The sequence below is a fragment of the Paenibacillus wulumuqiensis genome (genome assembly GCF_000971965.1).
Taxonomy (GTDB): Bacteria; Bacillota; Bacilli; order Paenibacillales; family Paenibacillaceae; genus Saccharibacillus; species Saccharibacillus wulumuqiensis.
This window is the reverse complement of record NZ_LAQP01000001.1, coordinates 406,613-427,753: the sequence shown is the minus strand read 5'-3', so window position 1 is coordinate 427,753 and position 21,141 is coordinate 406,613. Positions and strand designations below refer to the sequence as shown.

Here is a 21,141-nt window from a genome sequence, read left to right as displayed (position 1 = left end):
TTTTACAAATAGAAATCATAGTCTTCGTACTCCAGCAGCATTTCTTTCATCCGTGCACTGTCTTCGCCATATAGGAAAATGGTTCCGTAATGGTTACCAAAACCGACCCGTTCGGCCACTTTGCTTGTCGTCGGAATAAACATGTCATGGCGGTCGAAGTAAGGATCGTTCTTCAGCTCTGCCGGTACATTGAGCCGTTCAATCAGACGAACACGCGGATAGACCATCAGACTGCCGGCAAAGCCGCGTGCATCTTCAACTTCACGCGGGAAGAATGCCTGAAGTTCCTCTTCGGTCGTATCCGGATCACTGCAGATGATCTGTGCTTCATAGGCGCTGAAGCCATACGCTTTGCCGATCAGGTCGAAAATATGTCCGCCCGGAATCCGCGCAGCAACTTCACCGAAGTTCAGCGTACCATCCGGCGAAATGAAATACTCCGGATGAATAATGCCATATTTGATCTCAAAAGCATCGATCAGCTTTTCGATAGCGGCTGTAATTTGGGGCCTCCAGGTCTCCAGTTCCGGAGAAGCGGGAACGAAGTTGGAGTGTCCGAGATGCACATATTCGGTAATGTTCAGGAAGCGGATTTTGCCATCATGGACAAATACTTCACAGGAGAATTCCTGTCCATCCAGGTGACTCTCGATCAGACAGGGGAAATCCGCATCCGGAATCAGATCCACATCGACGGCTTCACGAATCAGTCGGTGTCCCACTGTACCCGCTTTGCTGAGCGGCTTCACATGGACAGGATCATTCACATCGCCATCCAGCTTAATCAGAGCTTCATTGACCCGTTTCAGAAAGCGATGTACATCGTCACGGTTGTACGCTTCTTCGAACACGCCAACCTTGATGCCGGCCATCTGTGCTCTTCGTTTCATCAGGCCTTTGTCCCGGAGCAGCAGGGAGCGGTTGAAGATTTTGGGATCTTTGCGGAAATAGGCATTCAGCGCTCCGGCCCATTCCACAGTCTCTTCATAGATCGGCATCGCCAGTCTGGCACCACGCGCTTCCAGCAGCTGGGCGAGTTCACCGGACTTTTCATTGAGACGATCGAATTCCCAGGGTACAAATGTAATCTCATTTCGGTCAGCAAAATCCTGGAATTCCGGCGGACCTACGACCAGATACGGCCGATTCAGGCGATCGGCTGCCTCAATAACCGGCAGACTCCAACCCAACAATGCAATCGTGGACTTCTCGGACGGTGAATCAGTCACTATATAACCCCCTGATCTAAGTAAGTAATTATTATAAAAATTTAGCTCACTAAATAAATATGCAAAAAATAACAGCACATTCAATGTAATATAGACTTAAATAAAATCGGTGAAACGCTCTCAGGAAAATGTTTCGCATATTGCTAATAATGGTAAATTATACAAAGGTCAGCGCTAGTTGAATACGAACACGATGCCAGAGACCTGAAAATGTACAGGCGTAGAAGGGAGAAAAATAATGACATCATGGTTTAACAAACTCCGGGATTATTTTCCTGCTCAAGAAATGAAGTCCCAACCCCATATGTTGGCATTGTTAAATGAAAAGCGAGGACAATATAAAGTTATAGAAGAAGCCAATTATGTGATCGTGTATCTGGAGAAAGAAGATTATATTTTTGTTGATTTCATGCTGGTGACCGGCGGCCATCGGAGCCGTGGTATTGGCAGCCAGGTGATCGAGCAATTAAAGCGTCAGGGCAAGCCGATTATATTGGAGGTTGAACCTGTAACTGCAACTGATATAGATACAGAAAAAAGAGTGAAATTCTACAAAAAACTTGATTTTAAGCTGTTTCCGGAGATTCGTTATGTTCGTACTCATACGGTTACAGGGCTGCTCAATATTATGGATGTGTACTGCTGGTCACCAGTCCCGGTAACGATGGAGTGGGTATACCAGCGAATGGCAGAATCCTATGAGCAGGTTCACGCCTATCGCGCACAGGACTTTTACGGCCAACCTCCCCAGACTGCAGATGAAGTATTGCGACTGGAAGTGCCGGCCAAGTCCATGAGTTGAATATAACTAACAGGCTCGATTCTCCGGGGTTGAGCATTAATACCCGTATTAGCAACAGGATCACGAACGTCTGGTTTGATGTCATAGCTCCCTTAAAATGACATGCCAACGCTGTTGTTGAAGTTTCATCGTGTTTCTTTCATCTATGTGATTGTTACTTTAATAATGCAAATAACTAATATATACCTACCTCGGAAAGCTGACGCCAATGCTAATGGATGTCAGCTTTTGACGTAGGACGAAATGTATACTTATACAAAAAGAGAAAAGCTTATTTATGAAGAAGTGCATGAAACAAGCAGTTAAGACTTATTATATAATGGAATTCTATTCTGATTCAGGGAGAGTTTGCATGGATATTCAGTTAGTAGATTATCACAATGTTCAACAGTTAATTACTGTACTGCATTCAGTGGTTGAATTTGATGACACCGTTTGCCTGAACCGTGGATATTCTGATACGATCAAGTACATTTGTTATCAGTCTGATCGCCCGCTGTATCTGTTACGGGTGTACCCGCTGTATAGATATGAGCACTGTACCCAGGAACAGCGCTATTTGCAGCAGCATCATGATCATGGAGTATCCTGTCAGCAGCCGATATATAGTGGAATCTTTCCCGAGCTGAATTGCTGCTGTCTGCTGCTGACCTATATGGAGGGAGAAGATGGCGAGACGGCTCTCCCGCAGCTTACACCGGACGAGCAGTATATCCTCGGGTTAGCGGCAGGACAACAGCTGCACAGCATTCACCGGATTACACCCGACTCTCCATTCAATTGGGCAGATCAAAGGTACAAGAAATATATTTCCAAAAAAACAGCAGTTCAGAAGTTGGGAGTTTCTTTTGAGCAGCAAAAAGAACTGGAGCGGTATATCGAGAAGCACACGTATATGTTGGAGAACCGGCCGATTGTATTTCAGCATGATGATTTCCACCCGGCGAATATGATTTTTAATGAACAACGCTTGCAGGGTATTATCGACTTCAGCCGATTTGACTGGGGTGATCCATGGGAGGAGTTTTTCAAGCTGCCCAAGTATACCTGTGAGACGAGTATACAGTTTGCACGGGGACAGGTGGATGGGTATTTTAATCAGCAGATCCCGGATGATTTCTGGCCCAGATATAATTTATTCGTAGCCATGAACCAGCATGCTACGCTGCTGGGCGGGCTGAATCATTATTCTCTGGAACAGATCCTTCATAAGATTCACCAGACGATAAGAAGTCATGATTTCGCAGGAGAAGGACCGCCTCTCTGGTACCGGGGTAATTTTTTACATATATAAAGGTTGATGTTAGTTTAGAAGCTGCTGATTACTTACATTTTGTATATGAGACCCGAGATGATAACATGGTAATTTCTGTTCATCTGCTGTAATTCCGCTGTAATTTTTGATTTTTATCAACATCATGCAACCTGCAAGCCCCAGCCCGCATCTTAGTCTGTAAAGGGGGAGTTCCAGCTGGATATGGTCACTGGACTGAAGAACCGGGATGAATCGGCTCTTCGTCTGTTAATGAATGAATACGGAGATATACTGCTGCGAACGGCTTTTTTGCTGGTGCGTGACCGTCAGGCGGCGGAGGAAGTGGTTCAGGATACCTTTATTCAGGCTTACCGGCATATTGATCAGCTGAAGCAGCCGGACAAATTAAAATCCTGGCTCCTGCAGATTATGACCAACCGCTGCCGGATGAAGCAGCGTACGTGGAGCTGGCGCCATATTTTCCCCGGTGGCCGTGCAGATGATTTGACTGCCGATGATGAATATGCAGCCAGCGGAGCAGAAGAGATGGTTATGAAAGACCTGGACAGTTATGCGCTGGTCCATGCTGTACAGCAGCTTGATTACATATACCGTGAATGCATTGTACTTTTTTATTTTCAGGAAATGAGTATACAGGAGATTGCACAGCAGATAGAGACGAGAGAGAACACGATCAAATCAAGACTATCCCGCGGCCGTCAGCAGCTGCGGGTTCTATGGGAAAGGGAGGAACTCCATGACAGAGCATAAAGCGGTGAATCCGCAGGAGCGTCAGCATATTCAGAAGCAGCTGCAGAGTGAACTGGAATATATTTATTTTCAAGGTCACGAGCAGGTCATCCGGCAGACTCATCCGGTGACATGGCGATCCAGTCTGCATATGATCTGGAATTATGAACTGGAATGGTCATGGAAACCATCAGGAATCATCACAGCGGCAGCCATCTCTGCACTGGCGATTCTATTGACGATCCAGCAGGTGAATCCTCCTTCCACGGTAGGAACGGAAGGGAATGGAACACCCGAAAAGCGCCAACTGATCGATATCGGTGGCAACATTTACTGGCAGGATGCCTATGAGAGAGCGGTGAAGCAGTATGAAATTCAGAATTAAAGTAAAACATCTTGTATTATACGGACTGCTGCCTCTGCTGCTGATCGGAGCAGGAGTCTATGCCCTTATGCAGCCGCAGGTATCCGGGTGGCTGTATGGCAACAAAGATCTGTCACCGGAACAGCAGCGAACAGAGCTGCTGGCCAAATTGCAAAAAGCTTCGACCGTAGAGAGACTGAGCATTATTCGTGATGAAGTGACAGGTATCGAAGAATATACGCCGTTTTACTTTGATGTATATATTGGTGCAAACAACAGCCAGTTTAGCAGCCCACCAGAATCCGGGCCTGTGCTTGAGCCGCAGGAACATGCAGCGCTGCTGACGGAATACATTACAGGCGGACAGCCGGATTACCGGATGGCCGAGGCGGTTCGGGAACTGGTCTTCCTGTATGATCTGCTTGGTGAGCAGGATAAGGCAAATCAGCTGCTCCGACAGGCGAGTCAGCGCTTTATCAAGGGAACAGATGAGCACCGGCAGCTGACCGTGCTGCAGTTCGATCGGCTTATGAATCAAGGACATCTGCAGCAAGCCCAGGCGGTATATGATGCGGAAAACTGGAATACGAGTGATGAACAGCTGTCGGATCGTACCAGACTTCAAGCTCGGCTGCTGCTCGCCCAGGGCAAAAGCAAACAGGCAGCTGAAGCACTCACCCGCGGAATCGCGGAATACCGTGATTACAGTGGACTGAATGATTCCCAGATCGAAGAAAATAATGGATTAATCGGTCTGAAGCGCAGCATTCAGACTGCTATCCGCCAGGGGGATGCCCGTACCGGGACCGTCAGCGGAACCTTCCGGCACAGTGATGGTACACCTGTACGCGGAGCGGCAGTCTTTTTAAGAGAAGAAAGCAAGCTGAACCACTATTCCAGTGACGCCAGCGATTCGGCACCTTATCAGGCGATTACAGATCAAGAGGGGCGCTACACTTTTCATTATGTCACTCCGGGTACGTACCAGTTCCGACTGGGAATGTCCTATGAGCAGGTCGATGGCTGGACGTTGCAGGATCAGCAGGATAAATGGATTAGAATCAATCAAGGCAATCAGCTGCAGCGTGATCTGACGCTTCAGCCGCTGATCCAGCTGAAAGAGCCGGTCAATGACCGGATGATCAAAGGGAATCAGGTTGATTTCCGCTGGCAGCCGGTAAAGGGTGCAGCCTATTACGCATTGGAAGGCGGTATTCAGCTGAAAGATGGATCCAGTCGCAGTGCAATCCGGAGTCATATCAAGGAGAATCATATCTCCATTTCGATAGAAGAACTTTACGGGACGATGGGTGCTCTCTCTTATAGAGAAACCGGCGATTTCCAGTCGCTCAAACCCGAATATGTGCTTTATTTTATGAATCCGGAAGCCCGATTGTTATGGAACGTGCAGGCTTTTACCGAAGATGGACAGCTGATCACCCAGAGTATCGGCTACCGGTTAACCCCTGAGAGTATGGGCAATCTGCCTTTCTTTTATTTGCAAAATCGAACACTGACCGAAGCGGACCGCATACTGCTGCAGCATCAGCCCGAACAGGCACTTGCCGCTTACCGGCAGGATCTGACTGCCAATCCGGCAGATGAACACGCTCTGCTCATGATCATCCGGCTGCTAGATGCCAAAACATCCATCACCAATGATCATCGTTATGAAGACGAAGCGATTACGCTGCTGCGCAAGGTACCTGCATCGAAGCTGTCCATTGCCCATCTGGACAGACTGACCGATTATTATTACAGAAAACAGAACTGGCCGCTGTATAACCAGTATCATGCCCTGTATATGAAGACATCTCCGGCTGACTCCTCTGCGTATATTCGCTCCACATATGCGACAGCCCTGATGTATCAGGGCAAATGGGAGGATGCCGAAAAGCAGTTCGCCGCTGCCATGAAGCAGGATCAGGATCACCGGTTTATCGGCAATTATATTGCACTGCGCATGTATAAGGCTCGTTCTCTGTCTGCCGGTGTGGAGTTGGCCCGTCAGTATCCTGAACATACGGATAGTAATGATCGCCGTGACTGGGCGCAGCTGCTCGCTAACGTTCAATCCGAGCGGAAGCAGGCGCAGAACCCGGAGAGTTATGATCAGCAGCTGTGGCAAAAGCTGGGATGGTATATCCACGGGGATCAAGATCGGCTCAAGAAAGAGAGCAAGCCGCCGACCGGTGAGCCTGCCATGAACAAGCTGCTGCAGGCTTTGCAGCAGGTCAGCTGACAATAGCCATTCCCGCTCCCTGTACGCAGGGAGCTTTTTTTCTACAATCCAGCGCCCCCAATGCCGATAATGCCTGTAAAATAAGCTTTTCATTTTTGAATAATTCCGTTGAGTTGTGCGTCAATAATCTCTATAATAAGACAGGATGAGCTTGCCGCCCTATCCGGGTCAGGCAAGCGTGAAGGAAAAAGTCTAACAGAAAAGGTGTAATGAATGAGCATACTAAACGTAGAAAAACTCAGCCACGGCTTTGGTGACCGGGCTATTTTTAAAGACGTATCTTTCCGCCTATTAAAGGGCGAGCATATTGGACTGATCGGCGCCAACGGCGAAGGCAAGTCGACATTTATGAACATTATTACCGGCAAATTGCAGCCGGACGAAGGTAAAGTGGAATGGTCCAAGCGCATGCGTGTCGGCTATCTGGATCAGCATGCTGTACTGGAGAAAGGCATGACTATCCGCGATGTACTGAAAAGTGCTTTCCAATACCTGCTGGATATGGAGCAGGAAATGAACGATATGTACGGCCGTATGGGGGATGTAACACCTGAGGAATTGGAAGATCTGCTGGAGCAGGTCGGTACGATTCAGGATACACTGACTGCACAGGATTTCTACCTGATCGATGCCAAGATTGACGAGACGGCACGTGGCCTCGGTCTGACCGATATCGGTCTGGACAAGGACGTTAACGATCTGTCCGGCGGACAGCGTACCAAGGTTCTGCTGACCAAGCTGCTGCTGGAGAAGCCGGATATCTTGCTCCTCGATGAGCCGACCAACTATCTGGACGAAGTGCATATTACCTGGTTGACCCGTTATCTGCAGGAATACGAGAATGCCTTTATCCTGATCTCTCACGATATTCCATTCCTGAACAGCGTAATTAATATTATTTACCATATGGAGAATCAGGAGCTTAACCGTTATGTCGGTGACTATGATTACTTCCTCGAAGTGTATGAAATGAAAAAACAGCAGCTGGAATCGGCGTTCAAGCGCCAGCAGCAGGAAATTTCTCAGCTCAAGGACTTTGTAGCCCGCAACAAAGCAAGCGTAGCGACCCGTAACATGGCAATGTCCCGTCAGAAGAAGCTGGATAAGATGGAAGTGATCGAGCTGGCGCAGGAAAGACCGAAGCCGCAGTTCAACTTCAAAGTCGGCCGTACGGCAGGCAAGCTGATTTTTGAAACGAAAGATCTGGTTATCGGTTACAACGAGCCGCTGTCCCGTCCGCTTGATCTGCGTATGGAGCGCGGACAGAAGATTGCACTAGTCGGTGCCAACGGTATCGGTAAAACGACGCTGCTGCGCAGCATCTTGGGCGAAATTCAGGCGCTCTCCGGTACAGTGGAGCGCGGTGAGCATCAGCTGATCGGTTATTTCGAGCAGGAGATGAAGTCGGATAACTACAATTCTTGTATCGAAGAGATCTGGAACGAGTTCCCGTCCTATTCCCAATTCGAAGTGCGTGCGGCTCTGGCTAAATGCGGCCTGACTACCAAGCATATCGAGAGCAAGATCGCTGTCCTGAGCGGCGGCGAGAAAGCCAAAGTACGCCTGTGCAAACTGATCAACCGCGAGACCAACATTCTCGTACTCGATGAGCCGACCAACCATCTAGACGTCGATGCCAAGGATGAACTGAAGCGTGCGCTGCAAGCCTACAAAGGCAGCATTCTGATGATCTCCCACGAACCGGAATTCTACAAGGACATCGTGACCGAGACATGGAACTGCGAATCCTGGACGACCAAAGTATTCTAATTGCATTGTAAAAGGCAAAGTATTTCATTAATAAAAGCAAAATATGCCCTTGCCGGGTCCGATCCGGAACCGGTTATGGTATGCATACATTGCTGCTTCGATCCTGTTTGAGTGTCCACTTGAACAGGATTTTCTTTTTGAATAGATAATGTAAATCTATCCAGCCAAAAGGAATATTCGAGTATCCGCCAAAAAATTTTGATTAACCTTCAAAACAGGTTATAATAAGTAGCGTATAAATTCACAATTAGAAAGAGAGCGAATTATATGGGCCGTAAGTGGAATAATATCAAGGAAAAAAAAGCCAATAAAGACGCCAACACGAGTAGAATCTATGCCAAATTCGGTGTAGAGATCTATGTAGCAGCGAAAAAGGGTGAACCTGATCCCGTATCCAACAGTGCTCTGAAAGTCGTACTGGAGCGTGCAAAAACATATAATGTACCAAAAGCGATCATCGATCGCGCACTGGATAAAGCAAAAGGCAGCGGAGAAGATCAATATTCCGAACTGCGTTACGAAGGATTCGGACCGAACGGTTCGATGATCATCGTGGATGCACTGACAAATAATGTGAACCGTACTGCTCCGGAAGTGCGTTCCGCTTTTAACAAAAACGGCGGAAACATGGGTGTAGCCGGTTCCGTAGCCTACATGTTCGATTCCACTGCCGTTATCGGTGTAGCGGGCAAGAACGAAGAAGAAGTACTGGAGATCCTGATGGATGCGGACGTGGATGCACGTGACATCGTACAGGAAGATGATTCGGTTATTGTCTATGCAGCACCGGATCAGTTCCATGCCGTACAGGAAGCTTTCAAAGGCGCAGGTATCGAAGACTTTACGGTAGCGGAATTGACCATGCTGCCGCAGACATTTGTTACATTGCCTAATGCAGAAGCCGAAGCCCAGTTCGACAAGCTGATCGACGCGCTGGAAGATCTGGAAGATGTACAGCAGGTATACCACAACGTCGAATTTGCAGACGAGCAATAAGAGCTTAATTGCAGGCCGCTCTCCATCCTTTGCAGGCAGAGAGTGTCAGGCAGATTGGCTCCAACCGTATCATCCCTAAAAAGCAGCATGACCGGGCAAGAATCGGTGTGCTGCTTTTTTGATTTCCACTTATTGGATGAATGTGACTTTGCTTGTAAGCAACTTTTGGAAGCGGATTCCCGTCTGGTAAGAAGACAGGAGGAGATAATATTGAGAAAAATAGCACTCACTACATCACTGGCTCTGCTGCTCTGCAGTGTGAGTTTGAATAGTGCCATGGCTTTTGACGATGTAAAAGGATCGCAGAGCCAGGCCATCCAGGAACTGCAGCAGCGCGGGGTGGTGAGCGGAATGGATGAAGCCCATTTTGCACCGGAAGCCGATCTGAGCTATGCACAGGCAGTGACCATGCTGGTCAACGGATTCGATCTGAACCTTGATACAATCCGGTTCATCAAAAAGCCTGTCGCTTCAGATATGTACAAAAATGTAAACGATGATGCCTGGTACGCCGATGCGCTCGTCAACGGCTATTATAATGATGTGCAGCTGCCGGAGAACGTCAATCCCGGCGATGCTATTACCCGGGAAGAATTCGCCGCTCTGCTCATGAAGACACTGGAGACTAAAGGTAATCTGCCCATGATCAAGATCACCTCGGCTGCAATCAAGGATAATGCTCAGTTGAAGCCCGAACTGCAGGGAGCAGTTCAGCGGATGCTGCACTATAAAATCGCTTCACTGAACAAGGATGGCCGCTTCCAGCCTCAGGCAGCCATCAGCCGCGGCGAGGCAGCAGAGTGGCTCGCTCGCAGTCTGAAGCTGATGGATGAAAAGGCCGCTTCGAATACCACACCGGCCTCATAGATGCGATCTGATTAGCTGCACCTACTAACAGATAACGATGCATTGCCGGCTTCCCATAATCAATCAACAGACCGCTGTACGGTGGAGAGATCCTGTTCTCTGTCGCCAGCGGTTTTATCTGCTGTTTTCCACTTCGGCCATCTAGGATAGGCTCACGGATTCGGTTATGAGTAGGCGCTTTATTTCCATCTGGTTATCCGCAGGTTCGTATACTACAATGGAGAAGGCATAACCATTGCATCGACAATATTTTACCGAGGTGACGTTAATGATCAGTTTTTTGAATGATTATAGCGAGGGTGCACATCCCGCTATTATGCAGGCATTACAGGATACCAATCTGGTGTCCACCGTGGGATATGGCATGGATGAATACTGTGCGCTTGCAGCTGACCGCATTCGTGAAGCGGTGCAGTCGGAGCAGGCACAGGTTCACTTTCTGGTTGGAGGGACGCAGACCAACCGTGTACTCATTACCTCGGCACTCCGTCCGCACGAAGCGGTGATCACCGCCCTGACCGGTCATGTGGTGGATCATGAGACTGGCGCGATTGAAGCTTCCGGTCACAAAGTACTGACTATTCCGGCAGCAGATGGCAAGCTGACACCGGAACTGGCCGAGCAGATTCGTCTTGCTCATCATTCCGAGCATATGGTCAAGCCGCGCATGGTCTATGTGTCCAATTCCACCGAGATCGGTACGTTTTACCGGCTGCAGGAGCTGGAGGAGTTATCCGCTTACTGCCGCAGCCATGATCTGTATTTCTTCCTCGACGGCGCGCGGCTTGGTTCGGCGCTGACCGCTCCGGGCAATGATGTCACACTGGCGGATCTGGCCCGGCTGACCGATGCCTTTTATATCGGTGGCACCAAAAATGGCGCACTGTTCGGCGAAGCTCTGGTGCTGGTGAATCCTGCATTGCAGCAGGATTTCCGCTATCATATCAAGCAAAATGGAGCCATGCTCGCCAAAGGCAGGCTGCTGGGTATCCAGTTCGCCGAGCTGTTCCGGGATGAGCTGTATTTCCGGATTGCTGCTCATGCCAATACGATGGCAGCAAAGCTCAAGCAAGCGATCACCACAGCAGGGTACTCCTTTATGATCGATTCGGATACGAATCAACTGTTTCCGATTATTCCGGATGACGTGCTGGAGCAGCTGCAATCCAGATATTTATTCAGTCAATGGGACAAAGCAGATGACGCTCATAGCGTAATTCGGCTGGTCACTTCCTGGGCGACGGCGGAAGAGGATGTCCAGGCTTTTGCAGATGATATTTTGGCGATAAGCAGTACAGCTGTAGGCCAATAGAGTATTGCTGTTATCGCACAAGCGGATCAGTTTATACAACCACTGCGTATGATCTTATTTCACAATACTGCAGTACAGGCGATATACTTCCGTATATCAGACTACTTCATCAAGAAGGAGAACTTATGGTTAAGCGACTCGTCAGGCTGGCAGATCATGTATTCCGTCTTTCCCTGCCTCTGGGAGAGGGGAAGGTTAACAGTTACTTGTTTGAAGGTGCTAACGGCTATACGGTAGTGGATACCGGGATGAATGATGAGGTGACACGCCGGAACTGGCAAGAACTCATCGCGAACGGACTGGTTATCGAAAAAGTGGTCATTACCCATGGACATCCGGATCATATCGGTCTGGCCCGCTGGTTCCAGCAGGAGATCGGCGTGCCGGTGATCTATTCCCGGAATGGCTATGAGAAGATGAAAAAGCACCATGCCCAATGGCTGGAACTATCGGAAGATGATCATACTCCCTATGCATTTAACGTTAAATATGATGGACCCGAAATTGCAGCCAAGCTGTTCTACCGGCATATGGGCAGCGGATTTCTGGAACCGGATCAGCTGTACGTTCATCGGGACAGACTGATGCTTGGAGATACAGAATACGAAGCGATATGGACGCCGGGACATGCAGCAGATCATTTCTGTTTCTGGAATGCGGAGCTGCGTATACTGATCTCCGGCGACATGTTGTTCGCGGATACGGCTCCGATGGTTCCGTGCTGGACAGATGACGATCGAAGTCCACTGGAGGACTATTTCCGTTCGCTGGAGCAGATTGGAGACTATCCCGCAGAGCTGGTGCTGCCGGGTCATGAGCATATTATCCATGATCTCGGTCAACGTATTCGTGATCTGCGCAATGCCCATCATTTCCGGATGCAGCAGCTGCTCGGCATGATGGACAAGGAAGGCAAGACAGCGGGTCAGCTGTGCCGGGAATTGTATGGACACCGGCATACCGGCACACAGGAGCTGCTCGAATTCTATACGGCGCTGTCCCGGCTGATGTATTTGCAGCATGAAGGATTTGCCGAGTCCTTTGTTCATAATCACAGGGTCTATTTCCGAAAAGTTTAGTTCGATCATGACGGAGTATAATCCGCTGCTGTTAACGTGAACAAGTGGTACGTTGGACAATGTTCCGGGCCAAGGAGTAAGATAAGAGAGGATTCATATTTATTTCCAGTAGGAGGAGGGAATTATGTCAAACTCATTTATTTTTACATGGACAGCAAGAAACCGCCAGAATATCCAGAAGTATCTGGACAATCTGACGGCAGAACAGAGAACGATCGTTCCGGAAGGTTTTAATAACAACATCTACTGGCAGGTAGGACATATCGTAACGGTAGCTGACAGCATTGTCTATCGTCTGGCGGGCAGAGAGCGCAAGCTTCCGGCTGTATACGATACATTCTTCGCGCCAGGCACCAAGCCTGCCGAATGGCAGGGAGAGCCGCCGGCCTGGGAAGAAATACTGCGTGTACTGAACGAGCAGCCTGACCAGTTCCGCGAAGCACTGGAAGGCCAGCTGGAAGCTCCAGTAGCCGTACCGGAGAACTTTGCCGGTGCAAAAGTGCTGAATGATCTGATGGAACTGAATCTGTCCCACGAGAGTGCCCATTCCGGCATGATCAATGCGATGTCCCGTCTGATAAGATAGATTCACAGGGACTTGGCAGACCGTACAGACAGCAGCAATACCACGAATATAGCAGGTACAACGAAAAGGCAGGACAGCGAGGCTGTCCGCCTTTTTACTTGTGCTTGATAAAAGGATGGATACTAACCAGAGATACCAAGATACTGCCGGATTATAAATAACGAATAAAATATAGCAAGTAAAAGTGAGCATCACAGAACAAGATATAGCATTACACCAAATTCTACATAGAGGAATGAATAAAATGAATAAATTACTATCAGCTGCACGATTCAGACTGGTGCTGATTGTATTGGCGCTGTCCATGATATTTAGTGTGAGCTGCTTTTGTACCGGTATTGCAAAGGCGACATCGTTTTCCAAGGCGAAGGCAGGCTCTGTCATACCTGAGACAGAAGTGGATGTATTTATGCAGCAGACGATGGAGCGCCTGCATATTCCCGGCGCAGCAGTCGCTATCGTACGCAAAGATCAGGTCATTTATGCCAAGGGATATGGTCAGAAAGATTCATCCGGCACAGCTGTCACTTCCACGACTCCATTTGTCATCGGCTCTACGAGCAAAGCGATTACAGCGACAGCGGTAATGCAACTGGTAGACAGCAATCAAATCAAGCTGAATGATCCTGTACAGCGGTACCTGCCATGGTTCCGGCTGGCGGACGAGCAGGCTTCACAGCAAATAACGATTGCAGATCTGCTGCATCAGACGAGCGGATTAACCCAGTACGACGGAATTGCGGCGCTGACCGAGGGAAAGGGAACGATTGAACAGCATGTTCGCAGTCTGCAGGATGTACATACCGCTGCCGCTCCAGGCAGCACATTTCAATATTCGAATCTGAACTACAACATTCTGGGCGCTGTCATAGAAGCCGCTTCCGGACAGAGCTATGAGGACTATATTCGTACCCATGTATTCGAGCCGCTCGAGATGAAGCACAGTTATCCCTCGGCAGTAGAAGCCGGACAGGCAGGCGAGACTTTTCAGGGATATCAGCCGGTATTCGGCTGGATGCTGCCTACCAAGCAGCTGGATCACAGCGGGACGGTTCCTTCGGGTTATGTGCTGTCAAGCGCGGAGGATATGGCTCATTTCCTGATCGCCCAGATGAACCAAGGGTACTACAACAACAAACAGCTGCTGTCGGCTTCCGGCATGGCAGCGATGCAAAAGCCGGCGGCCGATATGGGCGGAGGCAGTCAGTATGCAATGGGCTGGGTCACTGACGGTCCCGTCCTTTCCCATAACGGTGCGACCGAGAACAGCTATTCCAAAATGATGATCCGTGATGACTATGGAGTCGTCGTGCTGACCAATTCGCTGGATTACCTCGATTCCGGCTCCTATGAAGGAATCATTACAGGGATCGACCGTATTATTCATCATCAGGATGCTGCACCGGTCGGGAGAAGCAAAGTGTCCAGCTTCATCTATACGGCCATAAATCTATTCAGTGTACTGCTCGTGCTGCTGCTAATATGGAGAATCGTTCATCTGCCGCGACGCGGTGTACGTGTCTCCAATGGCAAGGGCCGTTATGTACTGCGGCTGATCCTGATTGTCATCTTGCAGCTTCTGCTGCCTGCCGCTTTGCTCTGGTATGCTACGGTTCTGCTGGCTCCATGGCCGGTCATCTGGCTGTTCCTGCCGGGAACGGGTCATGCACTGTTCGCCGGTTTGATCCTGTGGATCATCCTCGGCGTGCTCAACATCGTATGGATATGGCGACATAACCGGCACTCTGCGCGCAGAAGTCGCTCCTATCCGTAACCAAACCGCCTTTTGTCTCCATGCGGAAATGCGACTATAATGGTATCATATGTGCTTTATCCAAATACCAGCCGAATCATGAATGGAGATATAAATCTATGTACAGCAATCTGCAAGAATGCCTGATGGATCTGGAACGAAACGGTCATCTGGTCCGCATCAAGGAAGAAGTGGACCCTCATCTGGAGATGGCTGCTATTCATCTGAAAGTATATGAAGCCGGCGGTCCGGCGCTGCTGTTCGAGAATGTCAAAGGAACCCGTTTCCGTGCAGCTTCCAACATCTTTGGTACGATGGACCGCAGCTGGTTTATTTTCCGCAGCACATGGGCATCCACGGAAAACATTATCGCTCTGCGCAGTGATCCGATGAAAGCATTGAAAAATCCTTTTGGCAATATAAAAAATGGACTGGCTGCCTTCAAAGCACTGCCTTCCAAAAAAGCAAACGGCCTGCCTGTCACAGCACAGGAGATTCAGATCAGCGATCTGCCGCTGATCCAGCACTGGCCGATGGATGGCGGGGCATTTGTCACGCTTCCGCAGGTGTACAGTGAAGACCCAGATAAGCCGGGAATTATGAATTCCAATCTGGGAATGTACCGTATCCAGCTGAGCGGCAATGAGTATGAGTTGAATCGCGAGATCGGTCTGCATTACCAGATTCACCGCGGTATTGGTGTGCATCAGGCCAAAGCCAACAAGCTGGGACAGCCGCTCAAAGTCAGTATTTTTATCGGTGGTCCACTGGCACATACGCTGTCTGCGGTCATGCCGCTGCCGGAGGGACTGAGCGAGATGACTTTCGCCGGTCTGCTCGCCGGGAGACGATTTAATTACAGTTATATTGACGGCTATTGTATCAGTAATGACGCCGACTTTGTCATCACCGGAGAGATTTATCCGGGTGAGACCAAGCCGGAAGGGCCGTTTGGAGATCATCTGGGCTACTACAGCCTGACTCATCCGTTCCCGCTGATGAAAGTCCATAAGGTGTTTGCCCGTCATGATGCGATTTGGCCGTTTACCGTGGTGGGCCGTCCGCCGCAGGAAGATACGGTGTTCGGTGAGCTGATTCATGAATTGACCGGGGATGCGGTCAAACAGGAGATTCCGGGCGTCAAGGAAGTGCATGCGGTCGATGCGGCAGGCGTGCATCCGCTGTTGTTCGCGATCGGTAGTGAACGGTATACTCCGTACCAGCAGGTCAAGCAGCCGGCCGAGATTCTGACGATTGCGAACCGGATTCTGGGTACCGGTCAGGTCAGTCTGGCCAAGTATCTGTTCATTACAGCCGAAGACCAGATTCCGCTGGATACGCACCGGGAAGTCGATTTTATCGGCTATATCTTGGAGCGGATGGACCTGCACCGGGATATTCATTTCCAGACCAATACGACGATCGACACACTGGATTACTCGGGTACCGGACTGAACACCGGCAGTAAAGTCATCTTCGCCGCCTATGGCGACAAGAGACGTGATCTTTGCCGCGAGGTACCGGAAGAAATGAACCATCTGCGTACCCTGTTCAATCCACGGCTCGTGATGCCGGGTGTGATCGCTGTCCAGAGTACGCCATTTACCGATTATGCTTCGGCACGCCAGGAGCTGGCCGATATCTGTGCGAGCCTGGAAGCGAGAGGGCCGCTGACATCAGTACCGATGATTATTCTATGTGATGACAGTACGATGGTGAGCGAGACGCTGAGTAATTTCCTGTGGGTGACCTTTACCCGCAGCAATCCGTCCCATGATATCTATGGAACGAACAGCTTCTACGAGAACAAGCACTGGGGCTGTGATAATATGATCATCGATGCGCGGATCAAGCCTCATCAGGCGCCGCCGCTTATTCCCGATCCGGCGGTGGAGCAGAAGATCGAGCGCCTGTTTGCCAGCGGTGGCAGTCTGAGCGGCATCAAGCTGCGCTAACAGGTAGATATGGCTACACCGGAAAAGCTGTTATTGCTGTGTCGATAGAATAGTCCAGTTCAGTACACAGCAGGTTGGCATCAGACCGTTAATTTACACAAAAAGAACAGCTGCGCATACCGGCAGCTGTTCTTTTTAGTGCATTTCTCCGGGATTTTGAGTAGAACAAAAGAGCCGCTCCAAGCGGCTCTCCTGTATGTATTAATGTCCGCCGGTATTGGAAGCCCAGACCGGACCTTTGCCAGTCGCATAGAGAACGACATTTCCGTCATCCTGAACGACCAGGCTATCGCCGAACAATCCTGCCGGCACATTGCCCTGATAGTGTGCATTGCTCCAGCCTTTTGTATCTGCAGTCCAGAATACAATATTTTTGGAAGGGTCAGTGACACGCAGCGTTCCGCCCATCAGTGTGAGAGCTTCCGGATACCGCTGGAATTCACGACCTAAAAACGGATCATAGTATTTGTATACATCATCATCCGTATTGGAATCCCACATTGGAATACCGGCATCTCTGTACAGAACCAGATTGCCATCGTTCTGCATAACGAGATTAAATCTTCCGCTTGGTGAGGATAACATCTGGCCTTTGGCCAGCGTCTCTCCTGGTCCCAGGGTGCTTTTGGCGGAAGCAGCAGAAACATGGTTGAGCTGAAGCATAAATACCGCGAGCAGAATTAAAACAAGCTTTGACGTCATACTTTTCATTAATGTGATCTCCTTTTGGGAATAATTTTAATTTCTGGAAGAATATATTACAAATTTTTACTTTTAACAACCAGTAATTTACATTTAAGATAGTTGGTAGGTTTTTAATATTATATGTTCGGCAGACAAAGGGAGCTGTTATGTGTCTATAATAGTCCGGATGATTCTCGACTTTTTATGGGAAAATGAATGGTTCAAAGCCTGCCAGATCAAGCTTTGTCAGATATTCAAACAGTGTCAATCAGTTGTTCTTCCATCGTTAAACTCCAGCAACCTTTACACGGTCTTCTTCTTTATGTTTATACCCGGGAAGTGTATCATTAAGCCGGATGTGCAGACCTGTAACGGCTCCTGTGTGATCACTTCACTTATCAGAACCAAATATCCTGGCACCTGCTGCCGATAAATAAATATGGCTGTTACTGCAACCTTATGCCAAAATAGAAGTACGTATAGATAGACATGGATGCGCTGACATCCGGCAACCCATCTCGCTCTGCAGCGATCGATATCGACACAGAACAGAGAGCAGAAGCAGCTTTGTTTGGAGCAGGCTGACTTATACATAGCTGCTACCATGCAGCCCATTTAATTTCCAATACAGGGAGTGTCATTATGGAGAAGTTGTTGAAGCAAGTAACAGAGCAGTTTCTGAGTCAGCTGGTTATTGAGAGTATTCACCCGATGGAACCGATCAAGGTACGTCACTATCCAAAACCATGGGTGCTGCTCGGCGCTGGCAATTATGCAGCCGTCTTTTACCATCCGGACTATACGGATTATGCAGTCAAAGTCTATGCACATGGCAAAACCGGGCTCAAAGAAGAAGCCGAAGTGTACCGATTGCTGGGCTCGCATCCCGCCTATTCCCGCTGCTATTATGCAGGCGAGAATTTCCTGATCCTGCAAAGACTGCATGGTACAACGCTGTATGATTGCATGAAAAAGGGAATCCTGATCTCCCGGCAGGCGATTCGCGATATCGATGAAGCGCTGGATTATGCGACTTCCCGGAATCTGCGCCCTCATGATGTACATGCCAAAAACGTCATGATCGCCGACGGACGCGGATTGATCGTCGATGTATCCGATTTCTCCAAGCAGGAGGACTGCCGGATGTGGATGGATTTCAAAAAAGCCTATACCCGATTCTATTGGCCGATCGCTTCGAGGGTTGTATTCCCAGTGCCTTCCTTTGTGCTGGAAGGGGTACGCAAAGGCTACCAGATCTATCGCAGATACAGAGCGAGACATCTGGCGGCAGCGGTGCGTTCCTGACGAATGGCTCGGTAATCGGTCCTTTTCCTGTAGATCAAGACATATGTCCTAACGACGAGACGCACCATTATCGGTATAATGAGCAAGGAATGAAACAAGGAGGAACAGAAGATGAAAGGTGTATTATTTTCAATTCTGGCCGGTGCGTTTCTTGCTCTGCAGGGTGTGGTCAACTCCCGGGTAGGACAGGATATCGGCACATGGAAGGCCGTTATGATCAATCAGCTGGGCGGATTTATTCTCGCTGCGCTGATTCTGGTACGCATGCGAGGAGGCAACTGGCGCGGGTTCCGTGAAGTGAAGCCGCTGTATCTGATAGGTGGAGCTTTTGCAGCGATTATCGTATTCAGCAATATCAGCGCGATGCATCTGGTCGGTGCGACGCTTACAGTATCAGCAGTGCTGATCTCGCAGCTGTGCCTGACGTTTCTGATTGATTCGAGAGGCTGGTTTGATACGGTCAAAAAGTCGATGCACCTGCCCCAGTTTGTGGGGATCGGCATCATGATCGCCGGTGTGATTATTCTGCGCATCAGCTGAGTAACAACCCAAAAAGCAGGGCCTACACAGGGCTCTGCTTTTTTATAATTTGTACTATGATTATGACTATGACCACGGCCAGAATCAGGATTTATTTTTGCGAAAAGACTTCTCGTGAAAGGAAGTAATCTGCCGGAATAGCGAGCGCCCGTCATCCTTGATCTCCAGACCTGGAGCAAGAGGCAGTACAAGCGCCCGATAGGTCTCCGGAATCCAGATATAATGATGGATATAATCGGTTGCGATAAATCCGCATTTCTCCCAGAACACAATCCGTTCCCGGTTCTCGGGTGTGTCTTCGGCTTCAGCCTCAATAATAACAGCCTGTATGTGATACTGCTCTATCGCCCAGTCACGCAGCAGACCAAAAAACTGCCGCCCTTCACCCTGGCCGCGCCGGTCGTGGCGAATCGCCATATAATCAATAATCAGATTCCGTTCATCTTCCGGACCACTCAGACCGGTAAATGCCATGGCAACGAGCTCTCCTTCATCCCAGCCGGCATGCATGAAGGCGATCTTCCGATCCAGCATCGCTTTGAGAATCCTCTCCGGCTTGGCTCCATGCACAAAAGCCTCGGTATAAATGGGACGTATCTGCTCCCACAGCTGCTGATCCCATTCGCTGTAAGTAGTCATTGTTAATGTCATTGAATTGTCCTCCAGTAGTCTTCTATCGAATCGGTGATGCCATATCGTATTTATTATAATCCCTGTACAGATAGGCTGCCTATTGGGGTCTTATTCTAATCCATACCACAGCAGTCTATAAATCTAACGCATGTGCTGGTATAGTGAAGGACATATGTCCTAATCCCATTACTGATGCTATTCGGTATAATGATCCAGACAGCATGTTCGTTATCAATTGGCGTATAGAAAGGGGACGCAATATGCAGGAGAATCAGGATCGACAGCAGCTGATGGACTATCTCCAGCAGTTTGGCATTCAGGATGTATTCCACGAACCGCTGCTTCCGCATGTGTCACTGTATCTCTTTGAGCCTGGGGAGAAGCTGTGCCTGCAGGGCGAACAGCCGGACATTCTCTATGTACTCGTAAAAGGCATGACCAAGACCTCGAACAATTCGCCGGAAGGACGGACACTGGTACTCTCGTTCAAGACCCCGCCGGAGATGATTGGCGATATCGAATATATTGAGAAAGTCGACAATATGAATACGGTCGAAGCGATAACGCCTGTAGAGGCACTTGGCATCCCGTACCGCTGGTTGTACAAGTACGGACAGGATCATCCGCCGCTGCTGCAATTTCTGCTGCGAATCATTACTTCCAAGTTCCGGATCAAGTCCGATTCGATGAGCTTCAACCTGATGCATCCGGTCGAGACGAGGCTGGCCAGCTACCTGTTGTCAGTGACGACAGACCAGAATCCCGTGCTGATCACCGGTCATCCGGCCGATTACAATCTTACGGATATCGCCAATCTGATCGGAACCAGCTACCGGCACCTTAACCGGGTCATTGGCCAGTTTGTAAAGCAGGGCTGGATTGTACGGAAAAGAGGCAATATTGCCGTTCTCAATCGACCGGCGCTGTACCAGCTGGCAGGGGCAGCCGTATTTTGAGCCATTTTCGTAATTCTCAATACGTAATTCGTAATTCGTAAAATGTCATACGCGATTTTAGAC

19 protein-coding genes are annotated in these 21,141 nt (G+C 49.2%); 16 read left to right on the top strand and 3 right to left on the bottom strand.

Features of this window, described 5'->3' with window-relative positions; genetic code table 11:
- Positions 1-2: 2 nt before the first annotated feature.
- Positions 3-1,229 (bottom strand): ATP-grasp domain-containing protein, encoded by a 1,227-nt coding sequence (locus WH45_RS10070; protein WP_046214225.1) that lies wholly within the window; start codon positions 1,227-1,229, stop codon positions 3-5.
- A gap of 238 nt (positions 1,230-1,467) precedes the next feature.
- Here WH45_RS10070 and WH45_RS10065 point away from each other — a divergent pair, with 238 nt between their 5' ends.
- The 13 genes from WH45_RS10065 to WH45_RS10005 all read left to right on the top strand — a co-directional run bounded on the left by WH45_RS10065 (position 1,468) and on the right by WH45_RS10005 (position 16,960).
- Positions 1,468-2,031, top strand: a complete 564-nt coding sequence (locus WH45_RS10065; protein WP_046214224.1) for a GNAT family N-acetyltransferase — start codon at positions 1,468-1,470, stop codon at positions 2,029-2,031.
- 352 nt (positions 2,032-2,383) lie between these two features.
- Positions 2,384-3,325 carry an aminoglycoside phosphotransferase family protein gene (locus WH45_RS10060; RefSeq protein WP_046214223.1) on the top strand — a complete coding sequence of 314 codons (942 nt, stop codon included), beginning with the start codon at positions 2,384-2,386 and terminating at the stop codon, positions 3,323-3,325.
- A gap of 183 nt (positions 3,326-3,508) precedes the next feature.
- Positions 3,509-4,057: a sigma-70 family RNA polymerase sigma factor gene (locus tag WH45_RS10055; protein ID WP_235338335.1), complete on the top strand. Its 549-nt coding sequence runs from the start codon at positions 3,509-3,511 to the stop codon at positions 4,055-4,057.
- Positions 4,044-4,421, top strand: a complete 378-nt coding sequence (locus WH45_RS10050; protein ID WP_046214221.1) for a hypothetical protein — start codon at positions 4,044-4,046, stop codon at positions 4,419-4,421. The genes WH45_RS10055 and WH45_RS10050 overlap by 14 nt, the downstream gene beginning before the upstream one ends.
- Positions 4,405-6,642 carry a carboxypeptidase-like regulatory domain-containing protein gene (locus tag WH45_RS10045; RefSeq protein ID WP_046214220.1) on the top strand — a complete coding sequence of 746 codons (2,238 nt, stop codon included), beginning with the start codon at positions 4,405-4,407 and terminating at the stop codon, positions 6,640-6,642. The genes WH45_RS10050 and WH45_RS10045 overlap by 17 nt, the downstream gene beginning before the upstream one ends.
- Before the next feature lie 213 nt (positions 6,643-6,855).
- A complete protein-coding gene (locus WH45_RS10040; RefSeq protein ID WP_046214219.1) occupies positions 6,856-8,412 on the top strand; it encodes an ABC-F family ATP-binding cassette domain-containing protein in 1,557 nt (518 codons plus the stop codon).
- A 267-nt stretch (positions 8,413-8,679) separates the two neighbouring features.
- Positions 8,680-9,408 (top strand): YebC/PmpR family DNA-binding transcriptional regulator, encoded by a 729-nt coding sequence (locus tag WH45_RS10035; protein WP_046214218.1) that lies wholly within the window; start codon positions 8,680-8,682, stop codon positions 9,406-9,408.
- Between the two features lie 210 nt (positions 9,409-9,618).
- Positions 9,619-10,275: an S-layer homology domain-containing protein gene (locus WH45_RS10030; protein WP_052723709.1), complete on the top strand. Its 657-nt coding sequence runs from the start codon at positions 9,619-9,621 to the stop codon at positions 10,273-10,275.
- A gap of 268 nt (positions 10,276-10,543) precedes the next feature.
- Entirely contained in the window at positions 10,544-11,587 is a 1,044-nt protein-coding gene (locus WH45_RS10025) for a threonine aldolase family protein (protein ID WP_046214217.1), read from the top strand.
- A gap of 125 nt (positions 11,588-11,712) precedes the next feature.
- The gene (locus WH45_RS10020; protein ID WP_046214216.1) at positions 11,713-12,666 is read left to right on the top strand and encodes an MBL fold metallo-hydrolase; all 954 of its coding nucleotides are present in this window, start codon (positions 11,713-11,715) and stop codon (positions 12,664-12,666) included.
- Positions 12,667-12,790: 124 nt separating this feature from the next.
- Positions 12,791-13,252, top strand: coding sequence for a DinB family protein (locus WH45_RS10015; protein ID WP_046214215.1), 462 nt, complete (start codon positions 12,791-12,793; stop codon positions 13,250-13,252).
- 244 nt (positions 13,253-13,496) lie between these two features.
- Positions 13,497-15,026 carry a serine hydrolase domain-containing protein gene (locus tag WH45_RS10010; protein WP_052723708.1) on the top strand — a complete coding sequence of 510 codons (1,530 nt, stop codon included), beginning with the start codon at positions 13,497-13,499 and terminating at the stop codon, positions 15,024-15,026.
- Between the two features lie 98 nt (positions 15,027-15,124).
- Positions 15,125-16,960: a UbiD family decarboxylase gene (locus WH45_RS10005; RefSeq protein ID WP_046214214.1), complete on the top strand. Its 1,836-nt coding sequence runs from the start codon at positions 15,125-15,127 to the stop codon at positions 16,958-16,960.
- A 201-nt stretch (positions 16,961-17,161) separates the two neighbouring features.
- On the opposite strand, the gene WH45_RS10000 is transcribed toward WH45_RS10005, so the two are convergent.
- On the bottom strand, positions 17,162-17,671 hold the full coding sequence (locus tag WH45_RS10000; protein ID WP_235338334.1) for a hypothetical protein: 510 nt from the start codon (positions 17,669-17,671) through the stop codon (positions 17,162-17,164).
- Between the two features lie 615 nt (positions 17,672-18,286).
- Between WH45_RS10000 and WH45_RS09995 the strand changes: the two genes are divergently transcribed.
- Entirely contained in the window at positions 18,287-18,949 is a 663-nt protein-coding gene (locus WH45_RS09995; RefSeq protein WP_046214213.1) for a serine/threonine protein kinase, read from the top strand.
- Between the two features lie 111 nt (positions 18,950-19,060).
- The gene (locus WH45_RS09990) at positions 19,061-19,489 is read left to right on the top strand and encodes a DMT family transporter (protein WP_046214212.1); all 429 of its coding nucleotides are present in this window, start codon (positions 19,061-19,063) and stop codon (positions 19,487-19,489) included.
- 84 nt (positions 19,490-19,573) lie between these two features.
- On the opposite strand, the gene WH45_RS09985 is transcribed toward WH45_RS09990, so the two are convergent.
- Complete coding sequence (locus WH45_RS09985) at positions 19,574-20,140, bottom strand: GNAT family N-acetyltransferase (protein ID WP_046214211.1); 567 nt, start codon at positions 20,138-20,140, stop codon at positions 19,574-19,576.
- 242 nt (positions 20,141-20,382) lie between these two features.
- On the opposite strand from WH45_RS09985, the gene WH45_RS09980 reads away from it, so the two are divergent.
- Entirely contained in the window at positions 20,383-21,078 is a 696-nt protein-coding gene (locus WH45_RS09980; protein WP_046214210.1) for a Crp/Fnr family transcriptional regulator, read from the top strand.
- Positions 21,079-21,141 lie beyond the last annotated feature (63 nt).

Bases quoted from the DNA above. Each gene is read 5' to 3' on its own strand.
- WH45_RS10065 (WP_046214224.1), top strand. From the start codon at position 1,468: ATGACATCATGGTTTAACAAACTCCGGGATTATTTTCCTGCTCAAGAA.
- WH45_RS10060 (WP_046214223.1), top strand. From the start codon at position 2,384: ATGGATATTCAGTTAGTAGATTATCACAATGTTCAACAGTTAATTACT.
- WH45_RS10055 (WP_235338335.1), top strand. From the start codon at position 3,509: ATGGTCACTGGACTGAAGAACCGGGATGAATCGGCTCTTCGTCTGTTA.
- WH45_RS10050 (WP_046214221.1), top strand. From the start codon at position 4,044: ATGACAGAGCATAAAGCGGTGAATCCGCAGGAGCGTCAGCATATTCAG.
- WH45_RS10045 (WP_046214220.1), top strand. From the start codon at position 4,405: ATGAAATTCAGAATTAAAGTAAAACATCTTGTATTATACGGACTGCTG.
- WH45_RS10040 (WP_046214219.1), top strand. From the start codon at position 6,856: ATGAGCATACTAAACGTAGAAAAACTCAGCCACGGCTTTGGTGACCGG.
- WH45_RS10035 (WP_046214218.1), top strand. From the start codon at position 8,680: ATGGGCCGTAAGTGGAATAATATCAAGGAAAAAAAAGCCAATAAAGAC.
- WH45_RS10025 (WP_046214217.1), top strand. From the start codon at position 10,544: ATGATCAGTTTTTTGAATGATTATAGCGAGGGTGCACATCCCGCTATT.
- WH45_RS10020 (WP_046214216.1), top strand. From the start codon at position 11,713: ATGGTTAAGCGACTCGTCAGGCTGGCAGATCATGTATTCCGTCTTTCC.
- WH45_RS10015 (WP_046214215.1), top strand. From the start codon at position 12,791: ATGTCAAACTCATTTATTTTTACATGGACAGCAAGAAACCGCCAGAAT.
- WH45_RS10010 (WP_052723708.1), top strand. From the start codon at position 13,497: ATGAATAAATTACTATCAGCTGCACGATTCAGACTGGTGCTGATTGTA.
- WH45_RS10005 (WP_046214214.1), top strand. From the start codon at position 15,125: ATGTACAGCAATCTGCAAGAATGCCTGATGGATCTGGAACGAAACGGT.
- WH45_RS10000 (WP_235338334.1), bottom strand. From the start codon at position 17,671: ATGAAAAGTATGACGTCAAAGCTTGTTTTAATTCTGCTCGCGGTATTT.
- WH45_RS09995 (WP_046214213.1), top strand. From the start codon at position 18,287: ATGGAGAAGTTGTTGAAGCAAGTAACAGAGCAGTTTCTGAGTCAGCTG.
- WH45_RS09990 (WP_046214212.1), top strand. From the start codon at position 19,061: ATGAAAGGTGTATTATTTTCAATTCTGGCCGGTGCGTTTCTTGCTCTG.
- WH45_RS09985 (WP_046214211.1), bottom strand. From the start codon at position 20,140: ATGACATTAACAATGACTACTTACAGCGAATGGGATCAGCAGCTGTGG.
- WH45_RS09980 (WP_046214210.1), top strand. From the start codon at position 20,383: ATGCAGGAGAATCAGGATCGACAGCAGCTGATGGACTATCTCCAGCAG.